Here is a 21,244-nt window from a genome sequence, read left to right on the forward strand (position 1 = left end):
ACCTGAACCGTGGCACCTCGACACGCGTACACCGCGAATAGTGATCCCCCGCGGGTACGCGTTCACCCGCGATTCACAGCTTAGGGCGAAGGTAGACCGGACTTCTACCAAAACACCCCCGAATCGGGGCAGAACGTGTCGGCATTTAGGGGGACATGATTTTGACCCCAATTCGGGTCATATTCAGCATTCATTGACTAACGTTGGGTCAAACCCTGCCGATAGTGCCTACGAATGAGCTGAAAGCCCTGCATTGTGCGGGCGGCACGGCACGAATCTGAGATGGTGGTTGAAGCACATGGGTGCCAATGAGCTGTCCGCGTTGCTCTGGCGCGAACGAGAGTTGCTGGAGCTGCTCGTCTTCAAACTAGAAGAAGAGCAACTGCTGCTTCAGGGCGGTAAGAGCCGCTGGCTGCAGCACGCCACCCGCGAGGTCGAGCAGGTGCTCGCCCTGGTGCGCGAAGCCGGCCTCGGCCGCTCCGTGGAGGTCGCCGCCCTCGCGACCGAATGGGGCAGCACCCAGGACGCCACTCTTCGCGAACTCGCCGCGAGTGCCCCCTCGGGCCCGTGGGCCGAAATTCTCGGCGCGCACCTCAAGGCTATGGCCGACCTGACCACACAGATCAAGCAGCTGCGCGACGTGAACGAACAGTTCATTCGGGCCGCCAGCCGCTCCACCCAGGAGACGCTCGCCGGGCTGAGCCCAGACGTGAAGACCTACGACGCCCGCGGAACCACCGACGTGGACGCCACCGCCGCTCGCCTCTTCGACCGGAACCTGTAGGCCGCCGGATGAGTACCTTCGGCGGACTGAACACGGCCTACAGTGGCCTCGTTGCCGCGCGCAAAGGCCTCGACGTGGTGGGGCAGAACATCGCCAACGCCAACACCCAGGGTTATACGCGCCAACGCATCGAGACCTCGGCACTGAGCCCCACCGCGCAGACCGGCATGTTCACCAACAACATCCGCATCGGCCAGGGAGTCACCGTCGACGGAGTGGCCCGTCTCGGCAGCGCCCAGCTGGATGCCCAGGTGCGCTTCTCGTCCGGAACCGCCGGGTACACCGCGGTGCGTGCAAATTCACTCAGCGCCCTCGAGGGGTCGCTCAAGGAACCGACCGAGAACGGCCTCTCGGCCAAGCTCGGGGATTTTTGGGCCGGCTGGCAGAACCTCGCCAACGGTGCCGACACCTCAGCGCCGGCGGCTCTGCTTCTCGGCACCGCAACTGAGCTCGTCGGACAGATCAAGCAGGGCTTTCAGGCCGTCTCAAGCGAGTGGTCCAGCGTGCGCAATGACCTCAACGGCATGGTGAGCGAGTTGAACAACGCCGCAACCCAGGTGGCGGACCTGAACGCCCGCATCCGCTCCACTCTCGCCTCGGGGGGATCGGCCAACGAGATGCTCGACCAGCGCAGCGCCCTCACCACGACGATCGCTGCGCTCACCGGCGCGACCGTGCGCGACAAGGCCGACGGCACGGTCGATGTACTGATCGGCGGCAACGCCCTCGTCTCGGGAGACAAGGCGCACGCCCTAGCGGCGTCAGGTTCGGCGACACTGGCCAACGTGATGACGAGCCCACGACCAGAAACCGGCGCGGATCCGCGCCTCGTCTGGCAGGACGCCAGCCGCGCCAGCACACCCGTCGTCGTCGACAGTGGCGAGATCGCCGGTGCTCTGTCCATGCTCGGCGTCGGGGGACCAATCGTCTCGGCTGCCGATTCATACAACTCCTTCGCCTCTGACCTGGCAGAAAAGGTCAACGCCATCTACGCGCCGGCCGCCGGTGATGGCGCATTCTTCTCCTTCGGTACCACCGACAACGCTGCGGCGAGCCTGAGCGTTATCCCGACCACCGGCGCCGCTGTCCGTGCCGGTGACGCGTCGCTCGGCGTGTACGACGGATCGATCGCCGATGCGATCGCACAGCTCGGCGCCGGCAAGGCCGTCGGCACCGACGGCGCCGCCATCGAGTCTCCCGACTCTGTCTGGTCGACATTCGTCACCGAGCTCGGCGTGGCAACACAGGGCCAACTCCAGCAGGCCACTACCGCCAGCTCAAGCGCGACAGCCGCTGCGGGGCAACAGCTCGCCAACGCGTCCGTGGATCTTGACGAAGAAAACGTGAACCTGCTCATGTACCAGCATGCCTACCAAGGGGCAGCCCGCGTGATGACCGCCGTCGACGAAATGCTCGACACCTTGATCAACCGCACCGGATTGGTGGGAAGATAACCGATGATTTCTCGTGTAACCAGCCAGACTCAGCTGCGCACCGCGCAGCTGAACCTGCAACAGAACATGGCCAATATGTCGAAACTCCAGGAGCAGGCGAGTTCGCTCAAGGCGATCAACCGCCCCTCCGACGACCCGACAGCCGCCGCCGCCGCGCTGTCCGTGCGCGCCGAGGCTCGTGCCGTCGACCAGTACAGCCGCAACGCCGACAACGGCAACGACTGGCTCACCACCATCGACTCTGCTCTGAGCGCGTCGACCAACATCATGAACCGCGTGCGGGACCTCACGGTACAGGGCGGCAACGGAGCGCTCTCCCCCGCGGCGAAGGAGGCTATCGCGGTGGAACTCGACGGGCTCAAGGAAGATCTGCTCGGATTGGCCAACACTTCCTACCTCGGTCGCACGGTCTTCGCGGGCAGTTCCAACGCGGGAGTCGCGTTCACCCCGGTCACCGAGAACGGCATCACCACCTACAACGCAGAATCCAACCCCGCCAGCTCTGTCACGCGGCGTATCGGCGCCGATACGACCGTGCGAGTGGATGCCGACGGCGCGGCCGTGTTCGGTACGGGTCCCGGGTCGGTTTTCTCCCTTATCGATACGATCGCGAGCAACCTGCGCGATGACACCCCACTGAGCGACCAGCTGGACAACGTGGACAAGCACCTCGGTACGATCATCGGGCAGCGATCGGAAGCGGGGGCGCGGCTGGCTCGCGTGGAACGCGCCCAGAGCGCCTTGGTGGAGCAGGCGGGATCGCTGGAAGCCCAACGTTCCGGGCTCGAAGACATCGACCTCGCCCAGGTGATCGTGGACCTCAAGCTGCAGGAGGTCACCTACCAGTCGGCCCTCGCGGTGACCGCCCGCGTGCTGCAACCGACCCTGATGGACTTTCTGCGATGACCCCTGCACTGACCTTCGTCACTCCCCCGCCCGGCCTCGCGCCGATCACCGACTTCACCCTCAACACGGTCGACGGTGCCGACGGACTCTACTCGCTGCAAGCGGTGCCCAATCCGAGCACACGGTTGTTCGTGCTCGACGCGTCGGTCTACCTGCCCGATTACACGCCGTACATTTCGGCAGAGCAGTCCAGCGCCCTCTCGCTGACCGTGGCAGCGGACGCCCTCGTGCTCGTGGTCGTCAACCCCGGCGAAGGCAACACGACCGTGAACCTGATGGCACCGATCGTCGTGAACGCCTCGACCGGAGTCTGCGCCCAGGTGATACTCGAAGGTCAGGACTGGCCTTTGCGCGCGGAACTCAGCACCGCCGCTTAAGCGCCACCGGTGCCAGACTGGGCCTCATGAGCTCATTACTGCTGACCGGTGCCACCGGAACCCTCGGGCGTGCGGTCGACTCGCTTGCGGTGCCCGGCGAAACGCGCACGCTCAGCCGTCGTGCCGCACCGGCTGGGCTCGCAGGGGCTTCCTGGGCGCAGGGCGACCTGGCCACTGGCGAGGGCCTCGACGCGGCTCTCGAGGGCGTCGACACGATCATCCACTGCGCCACGCGTCCACGCGGCGGTGACGCCCGCATGACGCGCATTCTCGTCGACGCGGCTCGCCGCTCCACGACGCCGCCACACATCGTCTATGTCTCCATCGTCGGAGTCGACCGCATTCCTCTGGCTTACTACCGGGAGAAGCTGGCCGCCGAAGACGTCGTCGAAAGCTCGGGACTGCGGTTCAGCATCCAGCGCGCCACACAGTTTCACAACCTCGTCTTCTCCGTCGTCGCGTCCCAACGACGGATGCCCCTGGTGCTGACCCCCAGCATCCGAGTTCAGCCCATCGACGTGCACTACGTCGCGGATCAATTGCTCGCCCTGGCTCGCACGGGCATGGCCGGCCGGATGCCCGACATCGGGGGGCCCCAGGTGGTGCGCGCCTCCGACCTGGCCCGGGCCACCCTCAAGTCGCTCGGCACCCAACGCCCCGTTGTTCCCGTGTTGCTGCCCGGTGCGGTCTTCGCTGCCTTCCGGGCCGGCCACAACCTGGCGCCCGGTAACCGGCTCGGCACCCGCACCTACGACGACTTTCTTGCGGGCCTCCCGGTCTGACTCCCCCGGGATTCGGGGTCACCGGGTGAGCTGGTGGGCGCGCTGGGGAGAGATGTCGAAGGCGCGGGCCACCGCGGCGAGCGTGAACCCCTGCTCGCGCAGGGCCTGCACGGCCTGTTTACGCAACACCGATGCTTCGGAGGCGGCCACCCGCGCCAGCTCGCACAGCTCCTGGGCACTCTTCCAGACGGCCCGGGACTCGTCAGGCACCTGCAGGGTCACGTTCACGTCCACGTCCCCGGGCGAGCAGTGCAGCCAGAGAGCCGCCACCTCTGTGGCGATCTCATCAATCTGCCGCACCGTCGAGGCCTGTCCCCCGGTCCCCAACTCGGGAATGTCGATCGCCCATTCCTTGCCGCGCAGCGTTGCCGTTGCTTCGATCACGGCACTCACGTTCGCTGTCGTCACTGACGCTTCTTCCTGATGCCCCCATGGAAATTCGACTCGTCCCTCTAACGTACCGGACGACCGTTTATGAACGCATGGGACTTTCGGCCCCTCTTGGCACCGCCGGTCGGGCTCCGTCTAGCGGGATTCAGCCTCGAGCACGGCCGCTTCGAACGCCACCCAGGGCAACATCGCGCACTTGACCCGGGCCGGATAGCGAGACACTCCGCCGAACGCCGCCGCGTCGCCGAGCACCTCTTCGTCGGGTTCGACCGTGCCGCGCGAGCGCAGCATCTCGCGGAACGTATCCAGAAAGGCCCGCGCCGCCACAACCGTGAGTCCGCGCAGCTCGTCGTTCAGCACAGAGGCGGATGCCACGGAGATGGAGCAGCCCTCGCCGCGCCACACGATATCGTCGACGCGCGCCTCCTCACCGGCGCCCAGGGTCACGCGCATCGTGACCTCATCACCGCAGGTGGTGTTCACCTGGTGCGACTCGGCCACGCGGGGCCACCCGACACAGCGTCGGGAATGTCGGTCAAGGGCTCGACGGAGGCTCCGTGTCGAGCCTTCGAGTGGTCGAGAATGATGGTCTGGTAGAGCTGCTGCAGAGCGCTCATCGGGTTGCTCCAAAGAAAGGTGCGACCTCACGCAGGGTGGCCAGGAACTGGTCGACCTCGTCGGTCGTCGTGTAGAGGTAGGTGCTCGCCCTGGTGGACGCCGTCACGCCGAGGCGCCGGTGCAGGGGCTGGGCGCAGTGGTGTCCGACCCGCACGGCGATGCCCGCGTCGTCGAGGTACTGCCCCACATCGTGGGCGTGAACGCCGGCCACCTCGAAGGAGGCCAACCCGAGGCGTTCCACGCCGAGCCCGGGACCGAGCAGGCGGATGCCCGGGATCTCACCGAGCCCCGCCACGAGGCGCTGGCCGAGTTCCGCCTCTCGACCGCCGATACGATCCATGCCGGTTTCCCGGAGGTAGTCGACCGCGGCGGCGAGGGCAATGGCCTGCGAGATTCGTTGCGTACCGGCCTCGAAGCGCTGCGGCGGCGCGAGGAACTCGGCGCTCTCCATATCGACGGTCGTGATCATTGAACCGCCGGTGAGAAAGGGCGGCATGCCGGCCAGCAGCTCGGCCTTGCCGTAGAGTGCGCCGATGCCCGTGGGGCCGAGCATCTTGTGCCCGGAGAACACGGCGTAGTCCACGTCGAGGTCAACGACGTTCACCGGGAGGTGGGGCACGGACTGGCAGGCATCGAGGAGTACGAGCGCACCGACCCGGCGGGCGAGGGCGACGAGCTCGGTGACCGGGTTGATCACGCCGGTGACGTTAGACGCGTGGGTGAATGCCAGCACGCGCGTGCGCGCCCCCACGATCTTGGCGGCGGCCACGAGGTCGAGGGAGCCATCGTCGTGGATCGGAATGTAGCGCAACGTCGCGCCGGTGCGCAGAGCAAGCTGCTGCCACGGAATCAGATTGGCGTGGTGTTCCATCTCCGTGACGACGATCTCGTCGCCGGCGCCGAGGGCGAACCGCTGTGCTGCTGCTCCCCCGAGCCCAAGCGAGGCGTTCGAGAACGAGTACGCCACGAGGTTGATCGCCTCGGTCGCGTTGGAGGTCCAGACGATCGTGTCGCTCGGCGCGCCGATGAACGCCGCGACGGTCTCGCGGGCTGCCTCAAAGGCCTCGGTGGCCCCGAATGCAAGCGTATGAGCGCCCCGGTGCACGGCAGCGTTGCGCTGCTCGTAGTACTCCTGTTCGGCCTCCATCACGCTGATCGGGTTCTGCGAGGTCGCCCCGGAATCCAGGTAGTTGAGCGGATGCCCATTCACCAACTGGTCTAGCACGGGGAAGTCATTACGGATGCGTTCGACCTCAACGCCCGTCAACGTGGGTGCTGTCTGGGTCGATGGAACAAAAGACGTCATACTCTTAGGATATTGCCTTCTGCGGCTCGCGTTCCCGGCCCCCGAGCGCGGTGGGCGGTGGAATTCCCGTCAACGCCGTGGCACCCTTGAAGGGTGACGATGACCGATCCCCTGCTTGACCTGCGATCCCAGGTCGCGCTCGAACAACCCTGGATCACGCTCGTCTGGGATGACCCGGTCAACCTGATGTCCTATGTCTCCTATGTCTTTCGCGCCTATTTCGGCGTCACGCCGGAGGAGGCGGAGCGGCTGATGCTGCAGGTTCACAACAACGGTAAGGCCGTGGTGGCAACGGGCAATCGTGAGGCCATGGAACGACACGTGGAGGCCATGCACGGCTACGGGCTCTGGGCGACCCTCGCCAAGGCCGACGCATGAACAGGTTCGGGCTGACCCAGAGCGGCTCCCTCTTGGGCCGTTTCGAGCCGATCGAGGTGGACCTGCTGAAACTGGTGGCCACCCAGCTCGTCGATATGCTTCGGGAGGCCGGCGAGAACGTGCCCGCAGCCGCACAGGACCCCGTGTTCCGGCGAATGCTGCCCGACGCCTACCCCGACGACACGGAGGCCACCGACGAATTCCGGCGGTTCACTGCAGGGGACCTTCTCGAGAGCAAGGTCTTCAATGCGGGCGTTGTGCTCGCAACCCTGGGCGCGGCGCTGGCGGATCCGCCTCAGGCCGACGCCCTGGCCTCCGCCCGGGACGACATCGACGAGCCGCCCGAGCGCGAGGCCGTCACTCTCGACCTCGATCCGGAGGCCGTGCAATCCTGGCTGCGCACCCTCACCGACCTGCGGCTGACGCTCGCCGAGCGACTCCTGATCGCCCCCGACGGAACCAGGCATCTCGAAGGCGACGAGGAACCGTTCCTCCGCGAGCTGTACGAATGGCTCGGTAGCGTGCAGGAGTCCCTCGTGTACGCGATCGACATCTAGGGCGATCCCGCCCGGCTACCGCGCGGGTGCCTGCATCCCCATCCGGCGCAGCACGAGCGTTTCCACGAGCTGCGCACCACCATAGAGAACAAGAGAAGCAACCGTGATCACGACCACGGAGGCCCACACCTCGGAATTCCGCACCTGCGCGACGGCCGTCACGATGCCGTTGCCGAGTCCCTGACCGGTCGAGAGCCACTCGGCCAGCAGCGCCCCGGTGATCGCGGCAGGGATCGAGATTTTCACCGCGGCGAAAAACGACGGCAACGAACTCGGCAACGCGACAAGCCGCAGCGCGGTGACGGCATTTCCGCCGTAGACGGCGATCAGATCATTCATGTGCAGCGACGAGGATCGAAGCCCGAACGCGATGTTCACCAGAGCGGGAAACAACACCACAATGCTGCCCATCACGACGACGGTCGTGAGGCCGCGACCCGTGATCAGGCTGATCACCGGGGCGAGGGCCACGAGCGGAACTGACCGCAGCAGGAGCGCGAGTGGCATCAGGGCGCTCTCGACGCCCCGAGACAGAGTGAAGACGACGGCCAGCACGAGTGCGGCCGTGAGCCCGGCCACGAATCCCAGGAAGGCATCGCCGAGCGTCACCACCAGATTGTCGCCGATTCCGGCACGGTTTTCGGCGGCGGTCGGCACGGTAAACAACCAGGTGAACACGTCCATCGGGCCCTTGGCAAGAAATGGGGAGATGCCGAGGACGAGCAGCAGGCCCTGCCAGGTGAGAACGACGAGGGCCAGGGTGAGGAACCCGGTCAGGAGCGCGCGCCCCACCGTGACGGCGAGACCTCGAGCCGCCACGACGCCGGCTTTGGGTTCCACGCGCACGACCGAGGCCCGTCGGGGAGACGCCGCTGGGGAGAATATCCTCGTCATATCAGGCCGCCCGCGCCCAGGGGGTGGCGACCCGGGCGATCAGCGCGAAAATGGCGTAGCCCAGTCCGGCCATGAGACCGGCCACGAGCGCGAGGCTCCACACCCGGTCAACGTTGGCGGACGAGCCGGCCACGAGCATGGCAATGCCGAGGCCACGCTCCACCCCGCCGAGGTATTCGCCGAGAATGGCCCCGAGGAACGCGGCCGGCGCGGCGACCTGCAGCGCGGAAAGCACGCTGGGCAGCCCCGCGATGACTCGCACGAGACGCAGCTGGGTGAACCGGCCGCCCCCGTAGGCCGTCACGATGTCCAGACTCGCCGCATCCGCTGCCTTGAGTCCGACGAGCGAGCCCACCACCGTGGTGAAGAAGACGGACATCGCCGCCAAAAAGACGGCGGTGCCGGAGGGGTCCCCACTCTGCGGGGCGCCGATCACGATGTAGGCGATCGGGCCGATTGCAACGATCGGTATGCAGTAGGTGATGACCGCGATCTGCAGGGCGACCTTCTCAATGCGGGGCACAACCAGAACAAGCCCGGCCAGCAGCAGCGCCAGGGAATTGCCCCACAGAAAGCCCTGTGCGGCTTCCTGAACCGTGACGGACACATGCGGCCAATAGAAGGCGGGCCCGTCGGTCAGGAGCTGGACGAACACGTCGCCCGGGGTGGGAATCGCGCCGCCGGGCATCGACCCCACACTGCGAAACACCGTGGCGGCCCCGAGCCACCACAGCCCGATGACGAGGGCGAAACCGATGATGCCGGTACCCCAACGCGGCAGCCTCCGGCTCGTCACGAGGTTCCGGCGGGGACGGCGCCGGGTGCGGGAACGCCGTCGACGTCGGAGCGGCCACGAATGGCGTTGTCGCGCGCAGTGCCCTCCCGTGCTGCCTCATCGCTGCCGAACAACAGGTCCGATGCCCGGTCGTGCAGAGCATGGAACGCCGCCGTGCGCATCATCTCGGGGTGCCTGGGCCGCGGCAGGTCGATCTCGATGACCTCCTTGATCCGACCGGGGCGCGCACTCATCACGGCGACCTGATCGGAGAGAAAGATCGCCTCGGATATGCCGTGGGTGACCATGAGGGTCGTGGCCGGCTTCTCGGTCCAGATGCGGAGCAGTTCCAGATTCAATCGCTGGCGCGTCATATCGTCCAGGGCCCCGAACGGCTCATCCAGCAGCAGCACGCTGGGTTTGAGCACGAGGGAACGCGCAATCGACACCCGCTGACGCATACCGCCCGACAGCTGAGAGGGCTTCGCCTTCTCGAACCCGGTGAGGCCGACCAGCGAAATGAGCTCGGTGACGTAGTCCTCGTCGACGGGCAGCCGCGCCACCTCGAAGGGCAGCCTGATGTTGCTGCGCACGCTGCGCCACGGGAGCAGGGCCGCATCCTGGAAGGCGATGCCCAGGCCGTGGTTCTTCTTAAGCTCTCGCGGTGACTGGCCGTCGACCATGGTGGTGCCGCTCGTGGCCGTCTCCAGACCGGCCAGGATGCGCAGGATGGTGGACTTGCCGCAGCCCGAGGGACCTAACAGCGAGAGAAAACTGCCGCGTTCGGAGTGCAGGGTGGCGTTCTCGAGAGCGACGACCGGGATCCGGCCCACCGAAAATTCCTTGTGCAGCCCCTCGATGCGCAGGCCGGTGCCGCCAGCAGTTGTGCCGTCCGGCACCGGTCCCCTCGAGTCGGACATCAGCCGGCGTAGTTCACGAGGTCGGGGTTCTCGGCGTAGACCTCGTCGAGCAGGGTCATGTCGAACAGCTGGGCGGCACTCACGTCGATGCCTGCGGCCGCGAGCGTGGCCACACTCTGCTTTTGCAGCGCGGGGCTGATCGTAAATAACCCGTTGGCGGTGGTCTCTGGGCTCACCACGAGATCAGCCGACTGGATCTCAGCCTGCCGTTTCTCTTTCGCGAGGCTGAGGCCGAGGTCTTTTCCGTAGGTATCCACGGCGAGGGATGCGGAGGCATCCGGGTTCTTGATGGCCTCGGTCCAGCCGCGAATCTGGGCCACCAGCAGTGCCTTGAGCAGCTCCCGGTCATTGGCGATGGCGTCATCGGTCACCGTGAAGGTCTCGGCGACGAAGGGAAGGCCGTTGTCGGCGAGCGGCAGGTTGACCGGGTCAAGTCCCTTGAGCTCGGCGTCGATGGCCTCGTTGGTGACGTACGCAAACCAGCCGTCGACCTCACCGTTGAACAGCGGTGTTGGGTCATATTCCACGGGGAGAGTCGTAACGTCGGTGTCCTTGATGCCGTTGACCTTGAGGAAGGCCTCCCACAGGTTGAGGTTGCTCGCCTGCACACCGATGGTCTTGCCCTTGAGGGCTGCGAGGGTGTCGATGTTGCCGTTGCCCGCGAGCGACAGGATGGAGAAGGGGTTCTTCTGGTACGTCGCGCCGATAATCTTGAGCGGCGCGCCCTCACTCGCGATGACCGTACCCGTGGACACGGCATTGCCGATTCCCATCGTCACGTTCCCGGAGATGACGGTGGCCTCCACGGAGGTGGGCGGCCCGGAGACCAGGTCAACCGAATCGAAGCCGGCGTCGGTGTAGTAGCCCTGGCTGTCGGCGGAGAACTCGCCCATGAACTCGGTGTTCTTGATCCAGGACAGCTGGATGCTCGCGGCCCCATACGACGCCGGGCCGCTGGTAGCTGCCGGAGTGGTCGAGCCCGTGGCACACGCCGTGATTGCGACCGTGAGTGCGGCCGCGGCGGCAACACTGCGGGCCACGCGCACCGCGGTGCGACGTGTCACAGAAGGGGAGTTGGGGATCATGGACGGGTCCTCTCGGGAGCGCACGGGTGAGAACTGTTCGCCTCAAGCATGCTGTGACTGACGCGAGCGCGGTGCCGCCTGCTGGCTGGCAAGATCCTCTGATCGCATGACGACCGCGGATGTTCACATACTAGAGCTCCCGTGTGACGAGAAAACCTCAGTTGGGTTTCCGGCACGTTTCCGGAACTCACTATTCCCGGCAAGCGACTTCACTAGTGTGATCAGACGCCCGAATGAGGATCCCCGCGGTTCCACGTTTTTCAGCAGCAAGGAGCACCCAGATGTCGATTATTCTCGGATCAAACCGATACGGCAAGGCGGAGAACCGCATCGTGCGCCTCTACCGCGACACACCTCGCCACGAGATTCACGACATCAGTGTGTCTACGGCGCTCCGCGGGGATTTTGCCGCCGCACACCTCGCCGGAGATCAGTCCCAGGTACTGCCGACCGACACGCAGAAACAGACCGCCTATTCATTCGCCAAGGAAAAAGGCCTGCTCTCCATCGAAAGTTATGCCCTCACCCTCGCGACGCACTTCGTGGACCACATCGCTCCCGTGCACAACGCCCTGATCGAGGTCGAGGAATTCGCCTGGGAGCGCGTGGTCGTGGACGGGACCGAGCACGACCACACCTGGGTTCGGCGTGGTCAGGAAACGCGGACGGCCAGCGTGACGGTGGATGGGGAGGGCGACGCGCAACGCACCTGGGTGATCGGCGGTTTGAAAGACCTGGTGATTCTCAAGTCCACCGGATCAGAGTTCGCCGGCTTCATGCAGGATCCGTACACCCTGCTTCAGCCCACGAATGACCGGGTGATGGCCACGTCCCTCACCGCGGCGTGGCGCTTCAGCACCATTGATGTGGCGTGGGAACAGGCCTACGCCCAGATCAAACAGATCCTGATCAGCCAGTTTGCACTGGTGCACTCCCTGGCCTTGCAGCAGACGCTGTACGAGATGGGCAAGGCCATCCTCGAGGCCTGCCCGTTCATCGCCGAGGTGAGGCTGTCCGCTCCGAACAAGCATCATTTTCTTTACGACCTCTCACCCTTCGGAGTGGAGAACACCAATGAGGTCTTCCACGCCTCTGATCGGCCGTACGGTTTGATCCAGACGACGGTGCTGCACGACGACGCCCCGGATGCCGGCCCCGCCTGGGACTCATACACCGGACTGGTCTGAGCACACATCTTCGGATGTGTATCGTATGCACGTGCATCGAAATACTAATTCCGTCGGTCAGGTCTATCGCGGCCATGTCTTCGACGTAGCCGGTTCCCCCACGCTTGCCGAGTCGCGACGCCACCTGCGCTCGATTCCCGATGGCGCGCTCGTCGTGCGCGCCGACGGCACGATCGCATGGGTGGGGGCGTTCGCGGAACTGCCGGCAGAGTTCGCGTTGTGGACCGTGTCCGGCGACGCCGGTAATTTTCTGCTGCCGGGGTTCGTTGACGCCCATATGCACTTTGCGCAGACGTACTCGACGGATGCCTTCGGCGGCGGCCACCTGCTGGATTGGTTGGACTCGTGCGTCTTCCCTGCCGAAGCCCGGCTCGCGGACCCGGACTTCGCTGAGCGCATCGCGCGAGATTTCACGCGTCGACGGGTGATGGCCGGAACCACGAGCGCGCTGGTGTTCGGCTCGGCCTTCCCGCAGGCACAGGACGCTCTTTTCGAGGCGACCGAGCGTTCGGGATTGCGGATCGTCAGTGGGCGGGGCATTCAGACCGTGGGCCCCCCGTCGTCGTCGGCTCTGCTCACCTCGGACAGGGCCGCACTCGACCTTGCCGCGGCAGAGATCTCCCGCTGGCACGCCGTGGACACGGGCGATCCCCTGACGGCCCGACTGCAGGTAGCGCTCGTGCCGCGATTCTCCCTCTCGGTGACGCCCTCAACCCTCGCCTCCCTCGGCGACCTCTACGACGATGTGCGCGCGAGCGGGGTGTATTTCCACAGTCACCTGAGCGAGAATGTGAACGAGATCGCCGCTGTGCACTCGGTGTTCGAGACAGAGAACTATCTCGACACCTACGACGGGCACTTCCTGCCGGGTTCGGTTCGAGGCGGGTCCAGTTTGCTCGGGCGGCGCAGCATCCTCGCCCATGCCGTGCACTGCCAGGACGGCGAGCTGTCACGCCTCGTGGAGACCGGCAGCTCGATCGCCCATTGCCCCACCTCGCAGCAGTTTCTCGGCTCGGGCACGATGCCGTGGCGTCGAACGGCGGAATCCGGTGTCACGGTGGCGATCGGCAGCGATGTGGGTGCCGGTGACGAGTGGCTGATCTCCCGCGTTCTCAACGACGCCTTCAAGGTGCACCTGTCGGATTCGGGTTCTGCCAGCATCGCCGTGCACCCGGCCGAGATGCTCTTCAGCGGCACACTCGCCGGAGCCCGAGCACTCGACATGGAGGCGCGTTACGGCAACTTCGATGTGGGCAAGGACGCGGACTTCCTCGTGATCGACCCCGACCGTTGGGAGCCGCTGGCGGCGGTTCTCCAGAACGGAATCCGCGCCGATGATGCCGCCCGCGCCGCGGAACAGACTCTGTTCACCCTGCTCATGGCCCTGCGAGAGCCTGCAATTGCCGGAGTCTTCGTTCGCGGCCGTCGCGTCACCGCCGACTAGCCCTGCCCTCGTTCGACCGCGTGGGCGAAAACGTCCAGTACCTAGCTTCCGCGATACGTGGAGTACGCGAACGGGCTCAGCAGCAGTGGCACGTGATAGTGCGTCGCGGCGTCGCCGAGTTCAAAGCTGATCTGCACTTCGGGGTAGAACGTGGGCTGTCCGGCCGCGGAGAACCAGGCCCCCGTGTCAAAGCTGATGCGGTATCGACCCACCGGCAGGCCGGCGGGTCCCAGGTCGGTGATCCGGCCGTCGGCATCCGTTACCCCGGCCGCCAGCGCTTCCCAGACGTCGCCGAGGTGCTGCTCGAGCGTCACGGCAATGCCACGTGCCGGGCGACCCGTGACGGCATCCAGCACGTGTGTCGTGACGTGACTGATCATTCCGATGCTTTCTTGCCGGCGAGGGCAGCGAGACGGAGCAGGGCGATATCGCGCAGCTCGCTCGCCACGATACGCACCTCGGCCTCATCGTCGAGCTGGAGCCGACGGTTGAGCTCGGTGAGAATCTGCGTGCGCGAGCGTCCCGCGGCCCGGATGAGGAATACCCGGTTGAATTTGTGCTCATAGGCACGGTTACCCTCGACGATCGCCGCGGCGAGGGCCTCGTCGTGCGCGTCATCGGAACGCTGCTCGCCACGGGAAAACCGGGCGGCCGGCGAATCGCCCGGCGCCGATTCGCCGATTCTGGGATGCCCGGCCAGTGCCTGGTCGACCTCGGCCCGGCTGAGCGGCGTCGCGGCCTCACGTGCGGCCAGCAGCAGGTCGGCAGTGCTGGTGAAGGGCGCGCGGGCGACCACATCGTCCGCCCAGCGGGGAACCGCAAGGCAGGAGCCGAGCCACTCGCGCAACTGGTCATTCGGCAACGTCTTCATGGTCTCCCCTGCGGTGAATCGTGAATTGTTCCCGGACTGCTTCAGCCTAGAGCCTCGTGCGATGTCGCGACCAGATAGACGCAGACGATGTGGGAGTGCACACCGCATCCGCATCGGTCTGCGGGGCTCGTGCTCGCCGCAGGAGCCGGATCGCCCAGGCGGAGCGCCCCGGTCGATCGGTCGCCCGGGAGTAAGACACTTCCCACCAATTCCCACTATGGAACGGGGGCGCGATGGCAAGAAGCGGTACCCGGCGTGGCACCGTGATCCGCACCGGACTGGCGGCGATCGCGTTCCTCGTGCTGCTCGTAGCGCGGATCCATTCTGGTCTGGATGGCCCTCGCCGCCGGCGTGCTCACCTCCGTGAACCAGCTCGACTTCACCCTCCTTGATCTCTCGCAGGGTCTGGATCGCTCGCCGGTGCACGATCTCCTGCACGACGCCCGCCCCGTCCTGAGATCATCGGTTCGCTGATCACCCGCCTCACCCCACCGGATGCGCCCCAACAGCAGACGAACCAATCGACAAAATAGCCTCACCAGGGAACCTCGAGCTCCTCCAGGTCTTCGTAGACGCTCGTGATGGCCGCGATGCGCGTGCGGCTCTCGCGAACGTTCGCCCCCATCGCCCCGGTGACGAGAAGATTGATCAAGCTCATGGCGGTGGCGTAGCTGTCGAAGGCCGACACGCTGTCGATGGGGCACTCGAGCCAGTGTGTGGCGAGGTCGGAATGCCGCCGGGCAGACGAATCGGCGATGAGCACGAGCGGGATGCCTCGCCGGTGGATAGCCGCCACGAGTGCGCCGAAACCGGACGCTCGTCGGCGGAACCCCAGGAGGACGACGACGTCATTGCTGCCGAGTCCGGCTAGATCTTCGGCCAGGGATTGGCCAGGCTGGGGCGCGAGCCGAACGCGGTCGCGCACCTGAACGAGTTGTTCGCGTAAATGCAAAGCCAGCGGGTAGCTGTTGCGCATGCCGATCACGACGACCGTACCCGCCGTCACGATCAACCGACTTGCGGCATCCAGACGCCCATCGTCGAGGCTCTCCAGCAGACGACGCAGGTTCTCGTGCTCCGCGTCGGCGTGGGCGGCGAGCCGCGACGGCGTGCCCGCAGACGCCCCCGGCCCGCCGATCGGGGACCCGTGACTGCGCAGGGCCCTGGCATGGTCGCGCACCTCGGCCGAGTCCTGAAAGCCCAGCCGACGGAACAGTCGCGACACGGTGGCTTTGGACACACCGCTCAGCCGCGCGAGCTCCGAAGCGTTGTAGACGGCCAGATCGCTGAGGTGGTCGAGGATGAAGTCCGCCGCACGCTGCTCCTGCGGCGACAGCTCCCCGTACCGCCCGTCGATGCGCTGTCCGATGTTGAGCGCGTGCGTCATGCCGACCCTCCCGCCGTCGCATAGCCGTCGGCCAGGGCCAGCACCGCAGCCTCGAGGGCGTCAAGCGCCACAGCAACGTCGGCCGCCGTGACCGATTCGTCGGGGTGATGGCTGACCCCACCGGCACAGCGCACGAACAACATGGCCACGTCGGTGACGGCCGCGACGGCCATGGCGTCGTGACCGGCCATGGAAAACAGCGACGGCACATCCGTCGGCGCCGCTGCGGCGGTTCGAGTCGAACGGATGCCCCGGTCCAGGACCGCGCGGAGCGGCGCGCTGCAGTGGGCGGCCGGGGCGACATGCGTCTGAACGGTGTGCACGTCCAGCTGCCGGCGAGAGCAGATGTCGGCCAGTGCTGTCTCGATTCGGTCCCAGACCGCATCCCGGGCGGCGTCGGATTCCCCGCGCAGATCGAGGCTGAATTCCGCACGGCCGGCAATGACGTTCACGGCGTCGGGGAAGACCTGCAGGTGCCCGACCGTGGCGATCAGGTTCGCCGTGCGAGCGATGTCTTCGATCGCCAGAATCGCCTCACTCGCACCCGCGAGGGCGTCACGGCGCAGGCTCCAGGACGTTCCGGAATGCCCGGCCGCGCCCTCGATGGTGATCTGGAATCGACGTGCCCCGGCGATTGACGTGACCACGCCGAGTGGTTCGTCGGCGTCGTCCAGCACGGGGCCCTGCTCGATGTGCGCCTCGAGGTACCCGACCAGGTCTCGCGTACTGCGGGCGGCCTCCCCGACGCGGTCCGGGTCGAGGCCAAAGGCCAGGAATGCCTCGTGCACGGTGACGCCATCGGCGTCGGACAGGTTCCACCATTCCGGTTGCCAGGTCCCCGAGAACGCGCGGCTGCCGAGCAGGGTAGTACCGAAACGGGTGCCTTCCTCGTCGCCGAAGGCGACGACCTCAAGCGCGAAAGGGAGGCGACGGCCGGACGCACGAATACGATCGGCCACGGCGATCGCGAGCAGAACACCGAGAATGCCGTCATACCGGCCGGCTGACGGCACGGTGTCCAGATGCGACCCGAGCAGGAGCGCCGGCAGCCCAGGAACGGCCCCTTCGCGACGGCCACACTGATTACCGGCCGCGTCCTGCCAGATGGACAGCCCGGCCTCGGTCATCCAGCGGGCGGCGAGAGAATTGACGGCCGCGTGCTGGGCCGAGAGATAGACCCGCTCGATCAAACCCCCGGGCAGTACCGTGTGGGTGGCCAGTTCGTCGCACCGGGCGAGGATGAGTGCCGCCGTCGCCCCGGTCACGACGCCACCTCGTCGGCGTAAACGTCCCACGCGGCGCCGACTCCCCCGCCGCCCGTCACCGGAGCGCCCGAGCGCCGCAGCACCTGCTCGAGGGCGGCCAGTGTGGTCAGCACGGTGTCCCGACGGGCGTTGTATCCCATGGTGCCGATACGCCAGACCCGGCCGTGCAGCGGGCCGAACGACGTACCGATCTCAATCCCGAAATCGTCCAGGAGCGAGCCGCGCACGGTTTCACCGTTGACGCCGTCGGGGATGAGCACCCCCACGACGTTGTTCATCTTGTGCTCGAGGTCGCCGAACACCGAGAGCCCCAGACCGCGCACACCGGCGAGCATCGCCGCCCCGTGCAGTCGGTGCCTCTCGATCGCGGCCGGCAGCCCCTCCTCAATGAGCAGCCGGGCACATTCCCGCGCGCCGTACAGGGCGGTCGTGGCCTCTGTGTGGTGATTGAGTCTCTTCGGGCCCCAGTAGTCGAAGAGCATCGCAAGGTCGAAGTAGTTCGATCGAATCGGACTGCGGCCCGCCGCCTCGCCGGGCTCACGCAGGCCGGCCTCGACGCTCGAGCGCGAGCGGATGACCTCCGTCGCGCGGGGCGAGAACGTGGCGGGAGCGCTCCCGGAAGGACCAGCAAGGCATTTCTGAAGTCCGGCGGTGACGGCATCCAGGCCCCAGGCATCCGTTCGAAATGTATTGCCACCCAGGGAGGCCGTGACATCGGTATAGAACAACACCCCGTGCCGCGCGCAGACCTCACCGAGTTCCTCGAGCGGCTGCATGACGGTGGTCGACGTGTCTCCGTGCACCACGGCGAGGAGCGCGGGCCGGGTCTCGATGATGGCTTGCTCGATTGCCGCGGCCGTGAACACCTGTCCCCACTCCACCTCGCGCACGTGGACCTCGGCGCCGGCGCGCTCGGCGATTTCCTTCAGCAGATGGCCGAAACGCCCGAAGATGGGCACAAGGACCCGGTCGCCCGGTTCGATCAGCGAGACGAGGGCCGCCTCGATCCCGGCGCGCGACGTGCCGTCAACCAGCAGGGTCTGCTCGTTCGCGGTATCGAACACCGTGCGGTACACCGCCATGGTCTCGTTCATGTAGGCCGTCATGGCGGGGTCGAACTGGCCGAGGAGCTGCGCCGACATGGCGCGAAGCACACGTGGGTCGGCGTTGATGGGCCCCGGCCCCATCAGGAGGCGCGGCGGAGGATTAATCGGAAGACTGGAAATGTGTTCACTCCCTCGGCATTGTGAATCATCTGTTTCGAGTGCCGAGTTTACGTAACACGCGTTTCAGTCATGTTTCCGGGAGCGGTCAAGCCATGACCGATGAGCTGGTCAGCGACCGACGACAGTTATGGTCGCACCCGTCGGGGCGTCCGCGGGAAACCACTCGCGTGCATGAAGCCGAAGTGATCGACGTCTCCGCTCGCGAGCAGGGTGTAACGGAACTCGTCGGTGACGCTCGAATTCACACTGCTGCGGACAGGTCAGCGGCAGCGGCCACGATGGCCGCGTCACTGAACCGCGGGCCCACGAGACCGAGGCCCACCGGGCGCCCCCCGACGGTCAGCATCGGCGCCGAGACAGCCGGATACCCTCCGATAGCCGCCAGACACGTCATCGAAACCGTCGCCGTGCGCGCCGCATCGACGGCACGCGTGCCCGCATCCCGATTCGGCGCCGCCGACGAGGTGCTCGGAAGCAGCAGAATTCGGCCATCGAGCACAACGTTCAGTCGATCGCGGGCCTCCTCCAGCCGACCTCGGGCATCCGCCTCTTCGTATTCGCCCACCTGCCGCGCCCAGGCGAAGCGCCGTGCCACATCGACGCCCAACGCGCCAGGGTTGTCGCTCACCCAGCCACCGTGCTCACGCCACGCTTCGGCCGCCTGCACCATGCGAAACGCCGCGGACAGCGCCGTCAGGTCTCCGACGTCGACGATGTGCGGCTCGGGCAGGACCCCCACGCTCTGCAGTCGATCGAGAGTGTCGACGAAAGACGCCTGCACCCCCTCGTCAGCGCCGAACACGAGCGACACCGCGACCGCATACTCCGTGGGCGCGGCCACCTGCGCGCCGGAGGCAAGACACGTCTCCGCCACCAGACGCAACAGTTCCGGCGTGCGCGTCAGCCAGCCCACGGTATCGAAGCTCGGTGCGAGCGCCAGAAGTCCGTCACGGCTGACGCCATCGTGTGTACTGCGCAACCCCCACAACCCCTGATATGAGGCAGGAACTCGGATCGAGCCGGCGGTATCGGTGGCGAGGCCGATGCTGGCATGACCCAGCGCGACCGCTGCCGCCGGACCGCTCGACGATCCGCCGGGGAGCCCGCCCGGGACACGAGGGTTGGGTGGGGTGCCGTAGTGCTCGTTGACCCCCGCGAGGCTGTAGGCGAATTCGTCGGTGCGCGCGATTCCCCGCACCGACGCTCCCGCGTCGAGAAGGGCTCGCACGGCGGGGGCCGTTGTCGCGGCCGGAGCTGCACGACGGAGGTACTCGGGTACGCCCGCGCCGAGCGCGAACCCGGCAACCTCAAACAGGTCCTTGACGGCGATCGTCTCACCGAGAAGGGGGCCGTCCGCCGCACCCTGGATCAGAGGCTTCCTACCACTCGCCAGATGCTCTCGTCGAAGGCGGGGGTCGGCACCGGCAGCGCCGTCGTCACGTGGTTGAGCTGGTCGAGGGCTGTGTCAGCCATGGAAATCCGCCTTTCGGATGCGTGCGTGAACTCCACACACGATGTCGACTACCTGGGAGATGTTGAAATCGGTCGCCGCGCTCAGGTATGCGTAGGCGAGGGTGCGATCCATGCCATAACGAGCACCCAGCAGGGCGATGGCCGCTCGAACGCACTCGCGCACGGCCTCGTCAAGGTCGACGTTGAGGCCCGTCGGCACGAGAAAGTCGCTCGTTTCCGCCAGCGGACCCACGAGAGATCCGAAGTGCGCCTCGGCTTCCTCGCGAGGAATCACGTCGAACCGCACGGTGACCCGAAGACTCGCCTCCATCGCGGTCAGTGCGACCTCGCCGTCACCCTGGGCGAAATGCGGGTCACCCACGTACGCCAGGGCACCGTCCACCTGAACAGGCACGTACAGCGAGCTGCCCCGAGTGAGCAGATTGATGTCAATGTTTCCGCCATGCGACCCGGGCGGCACGGAGTGCGGTCGCTCCATTCCCGAAACGGCAACCCCCATGATGCCCAGGAAGGGGTTGAGTGGAAACCGAACATTCCTCGGCCCGCCGGGAACGAGCGGCAGTGTGCCCACCTGAACGCCGTCGTGCTCCTCAACGGTGGCGAACACGCTCACGTTCTCGGGACCCAACGGGTATTCGCCGGGCAGCGCGCCCTTCGCGTGGCGGTTGGAGATGATGCCGTAGGGCACACGGGGAATCGCCTCGACGAGAGTCATTTTGAGCAGGTCGCCCGATCGTGCCCCCCGCACGTGGATCGGCCCCGTGACCACGTGCGGGCCGTCCACCAGTGGGGTGCGGGGATAGTCGCTCGCTGCCAGGGCGACGGCGTCATCGAGCACGAGGTGGGGTGCCACCCCGAATTCGCCGAAGAACGCGGTAGGGTCACGCCCCTGATCCTCGTGGATCCCCTCATGACTGATTGTGTCAATGGTGACGTCGGTGCCGGAATCGATCGTGAGTACCGCGACATCCGATTCGCACGGTAGCCGACCCCACAACACGGTCTGCCGTGTCGCCGGCAGGTATTGCCCCGCACGGATGGCGCCGGTAGCGGGTTGAAGAACGTCTATGAGGGTGACCAAGGTGTGCCTCCGTGTCAGCGGTGCCTGTCAGCGGTACATGTGCTTGAGGCTATCGCCCACCGCACGGGTCGCGGTACCGCTGCC

The 21,244-nt window shown here is 66.4% G+C and carries 22 protein-coding genes and 2 pseudogenes; 10 read left to right on the forward strand and 14 right to left on the reverse strand.

Annotated elements, in window-relative coordinates; all coding sequences use genetic code 11:
* The first annotated feature begins 298 nt into the window (after nucleotides 1-298).
* Genes JF66_RS00425 through JF66_RS00445 form a run of 5 tightly spaced genes read left to right on the forward strand, consistent with a single transcriptional unit; the run spans nucleotide 299 to nucleotide 4,303 of the window.
* A complete protein-coding gene (locus tag JF66_RS00425; protein WP_035873789.1) occupies nucleotides 299-784 on the forward strand; it encodes a flagellar protein FlgN in 486 nt (161 codons plus the stop codon).
* Between the two features lie 8 nt (nucleotides 785-792).
* Nucleotides 793-2,238 (forward strand): flagellar hook-associated protein FlgK, encoded by a 1,446-nt coding sequence (gene flgK, locus JF66_RS00430; RefSeq protein ID WP_035873790.1) that lies wholly within the window; start codon nucleotides 793-795, stop codon nucleotides 2,236-2,238.
* Nucleotides 2,239-2,241: 3 nt separating this feature from the next.
* A complete protein-coding gene (gene flgL / locus JF66_RS00435; RefSeq protein WP_035873791.1) occupies nucleotides 2,242-3,144 on the forward strand; it encodes a flagellar hook-associated protein FlgL in 903 nt (300 codons plus the stop codon).
* Nucleotides 3,141-3,521 (forward strand): flagellar assembly protein FliW, encoded by a 381-nt coding sequence (locus JF66_RS00440; protein WP_035873792.1) that lies wholly within the window; start codon nucleotides 3,141-3,143, stop codon nucleotides 3,519-3,521. Before flgL ends, JF66_RS00440 begins: the two co-directional genes overlap by 4 nt.
* A 26-nt stretch (nucleotides 3,522-3,547) precedes the next feature.
* A complete protein-coding gene (locus JF66_RS00445) occupies nucleotides 3,548-4,303 on the forward strand; it encodes an SDR family oxidoreductase (protein ID WP_035873793.1) in 756 nt (251 codons plus the stop codon).
* Between the two features lie 18 nt (nucleotides 4,304-4,321).
* On the opposite strand, the gene JF66_RS00450 is transcribed toward JF66_RS00445, so the two are convergent.
* The 3 genes and pseudogenes from JF66_RS00450 to JF66_RS00460 all read right to left on the reverse strand — a co-directional run bounded on the left by JF66_RS00450 (nucleotide 4,322) and on the right by JF66_RS00460 (nucleotide 6,617).
* A complete protein-coding gene (locus tag JF66_RS00450) occupies nucleotides 4,322-4,711 on the reverse strand; it encodes a hypothetical protein (protein ID WP_035873796.1) in 390 nt (129 codons plus the stop codon).
* 117 nt (nucleotides 4,712-4,828) lie between these two features.
* A pseudogene (gene sufU / locus JF66_RS00455) lies at nucleotides 4,829-5,310 on the reverse strand (Fe-S cluster assembly sulfur transfer protein SufU).
* Nucleotides 5,307-6,617 (reverse strand): aminotransferase class V-fold PLP-dependent enzyme, encoded by a 1,311-nt coding sequence (locus JF66_RS00460; protein WP_035873797.1) that lies wholly within the window; start codon nucleotides 6,615-6,617, stop codon nucleotides 5,307-5,309. Before JF66_RS00460 ends, sufU begins: the two are co-directional and overlap by 4 nt.
* 99 nt (nucleotides 6,618-6,716) lie before the next feature.
* Here JF66_RS00460 and clpS point away from each other — a divergent pair, with 99 nt between their 5' ends.
* Together clpS and JF66_RS00470 are read left to right on the forward strand one after the other, a co-directional pair.
* A complete protein-coding gene (gene clpS, locus JF66_RS00465) occupies nucleotides 6,717-6,995 on the forward strand; it encodes an ATP-dependent Clp protease adapter ClpS (protein WP_035873798.1) in 279 nt (92 codons plus the stop codon).
* Entirely contained in the window at nucleotides 6,992-7,552 is a 561-nt protein-coding gene (locus JF66_RS00470; protein ID WP_035873799.1) for a DUF2017 family protein, read from the forward strand. Before clpS ends, JF66_RS00470 begins: the two co-directional genes overlap by 4 nt.
* A gap of 15 nt (nucleotides 7,553-7,567) precedes the next feature.
* Here the strand turns inward: JF66_RS00470 and JF66_RS00475 are convergent.
* From JF66_RS00475 to JF66_RS00490, 4 genes and pseudogenes are all read right to left on the reverse strand, one after another.
* Nucleotides 7,568-8,125, reverse strand: a pseudogene (locus JF66_RS00475) (ABC transporter permease); the annotation flags it as partial.
* A 322-nt stretch (nucleotides 8,126-8,447) separates the two neighbouring features.
* Complete coding sequence (locus JF66_RS00480) at nucleotides 8,448-9,242, reverse strand: ABC transporter permease (RefSeq protein ID WP_035873801.1); 795 nt, start codon at nucleotides 9,240-9,242, stop codon at nucleotides 8,448-8,450.
* Complete coding sequence (locus tag JF66_RS00485; protein ID WP_051972929.1) at nucleotides 9,239-10,141, reverse strand: ABC transporter ATP-binding protein; 903 nt, start codon at nucleotides 10,139-10,141, stop codon at nucleotides 9,239-9,241. The genes JF66_RS00480 and JF66_RS00485 overlap by 4 nt, the downstream gene beginning before the upstream one ends.
* A complete protein-coding gene (locus JF66_RS00490) occupies nucleotides 10,141-11,205 on the reverse strand; it encodes an ABC transporter substrate-binding protein (RefSeq protein ID WP_035873884.1) in 1,065 nt (354 codons plus the stop codon). Before JF66_RS00490 ends, JF66_RS00485 begins: the two co-directional genes overlap by 1 nt.
* Before the next feature lie 302 nt (nucleotides 11,206-11,507).
* Between JF66_RS00490 and pucL the strand changes: the two genes are divergently transcribed.
* Together pucL and JF66_RS00500 are read left to right on the forward strand one after the other, a co-directional pair.
* Nucleotides 11,508-12,413 (forward strand): factor-independent urate hydroxylase, encoded by a 906-nt coding sequence (gene pucL, locus JF66_RS00495; protein WP_035873803.1) that lies wholly within the window; start codon nucleotides 11,508-11,510, stop codon nucleotides 12,411-12,413.
* Nucleotides 12,414-12,444: 31 nt separating this feature from the next.
* The gene (locus JF66_RS00500; RefSeq protein WP_035873887.1) at nucleotides 12,445-13,857 is read left to right on the forward strand and encodes an amidohydrolase family protein; all 1,413 of its coding nucleotides are present in this window, start codon (nucleotides 12,445-12,447) and stop codon (nucleotides 13,855-13,857) included.
* Nucleotides 13,858-13,898: 41 nt separating this feature from the next.
* On the opposite strand, the gene uraH is transcribed toward JF66_RS00500, so the two are convergent.
* Both uraH and uraD read right to left on the reverse strand, forming a co-directional pair.
* Nucleotides 13,899-14,237, reverse strand: a complete 339-nt coding sequence (gene uraH, locus JF66_RS00505; protein ID WP_035873805.1) for a hydroxyisourate hydrolase — start codon at nucleotides 14,235-14,237, stop codon at nucleotides 13,899-13,901.
* Nucleotides 14,234-14,728 (reverse strand): 2-oxo-4-hydroxy-4-carboxy-5-ureidoimidazoline decarboxylase, encoded by a 495-nt coding sequence (uraD, locus tag JF66_RS00510; protein WP_051972932.1) that lies wholly within the window; start codon nucleotides 14,726-14,728, stop codon nucleotides 14,234-14,236. The genes uraH and uraD overlap by 4 nt, the downstream gene beginning before the upstream one ends.
* A gap of 333 nt (nucleotides 14,729-15,061) precedes the next feature.
* Between uraD and JF66_RS22770 the strand changes: the two genes are divergently transcribed.
* The gene (locus JF66_RS22770; RefSeq protein WP_156109590.1) at nucleotides 15,062-15,202 is read left to right on the forward strand and encodes a hypothetical protein; all 141 of its coding nucleotides are present in this window, start codon (nucleotides 15,062-15,064) and stop codon (nucleotides 15,200-15,202) included.
* A gap of 61 nt (nucleotides 15,203-15,263) precedes the next feature.
* Here JF66_RS22770 and JF66_RS00515 read toward each other — a convergent pair whose 3' ends face one another.
* The 5 genes from JF66_RS00515 to JF66_RS00535 all read right to left on the reverse strand — a co-directional run bounded on the left by JF66_RS00515 (nucleotide 15,264) and on the right by JF66_RS00535 (nucleotide 21,160).
* Nucleotides 15,264-16,115 carry a MurR/RpiR family transcriptional regulator gene (locus tag JF66_RS00515; RefSeq protein ID WP_035873806.1) on the reverse strand — a complete coding sequence of 284 codons (852 nt, stop codon included), beginning with the start codon at nucleotides 16,113-16,115 and terminating at the stop codon, nucleotides 15,264-15,266.
* A complete protein-coding gene (locus JF66_RS00520) occupies nucleotides 16,112-17,380 on the reverse strand; it encodes an allantoate amidohydrolase (protein ID WP_035873807.1) in 1,269 nt (422 codons plus the stop codon). Before JF66_RS00520 ends, JF66_RS00515 begins: the two co-directional genes overlap by 4 nt.
* Nucleotides 17,377-18,567, reverse strand: a complete 1,191-nt coding sequence (locus JF66_RS00525) for an alanine--glyoxylate aminotransferase family protein (protein WP_081882042.1) — start codon at nucleotides 18,565-18,567, stop codon at nucleotides 17,377-17,379. The genes JF66_RS00520 and JF66_RS00525 overlap by 4 nt, the downstream gene beginning before the upstream one ends.
* 280 nt (nucleotides 18,568-18,847) lie before the next feature.
* Complete coding sequence (locus tag JF66_RS00530) at nucleotides 18,848-19,999, reverse strand: amidase family protein (RefSeq protein WP_081882043.1); 1,152 nt, start codon at nucleotides 19,997-19,999, stop codon at nucleotides 18,848-18,850.
* Between the two features lie 72 nt (nucleotides 20,000-20,071).
* Entirely contained in the window at nucleotides 20,072-21,160 is a 1,089-nt protein-coding gene (locus JF66_RS00535; RefSeq protein ID WP_035873810.1) for an acetamidase/formamidase family protein, read from the reverse strand.
* Nucleotides 21,161-21,244 lie beyond the last annotated feature (84 nt).

The sequence above is a fragment of the Cryobacterium sp. MLB-32 genome, from assembly GCF_000738085.1.
In the GTDB taxonomy this organism is placed as follows: domain Bacteria; phylum Actinomycetota; class Actinomycetes; order Actinomycetales; family Microbacteriaceae; genus Cryobacterium.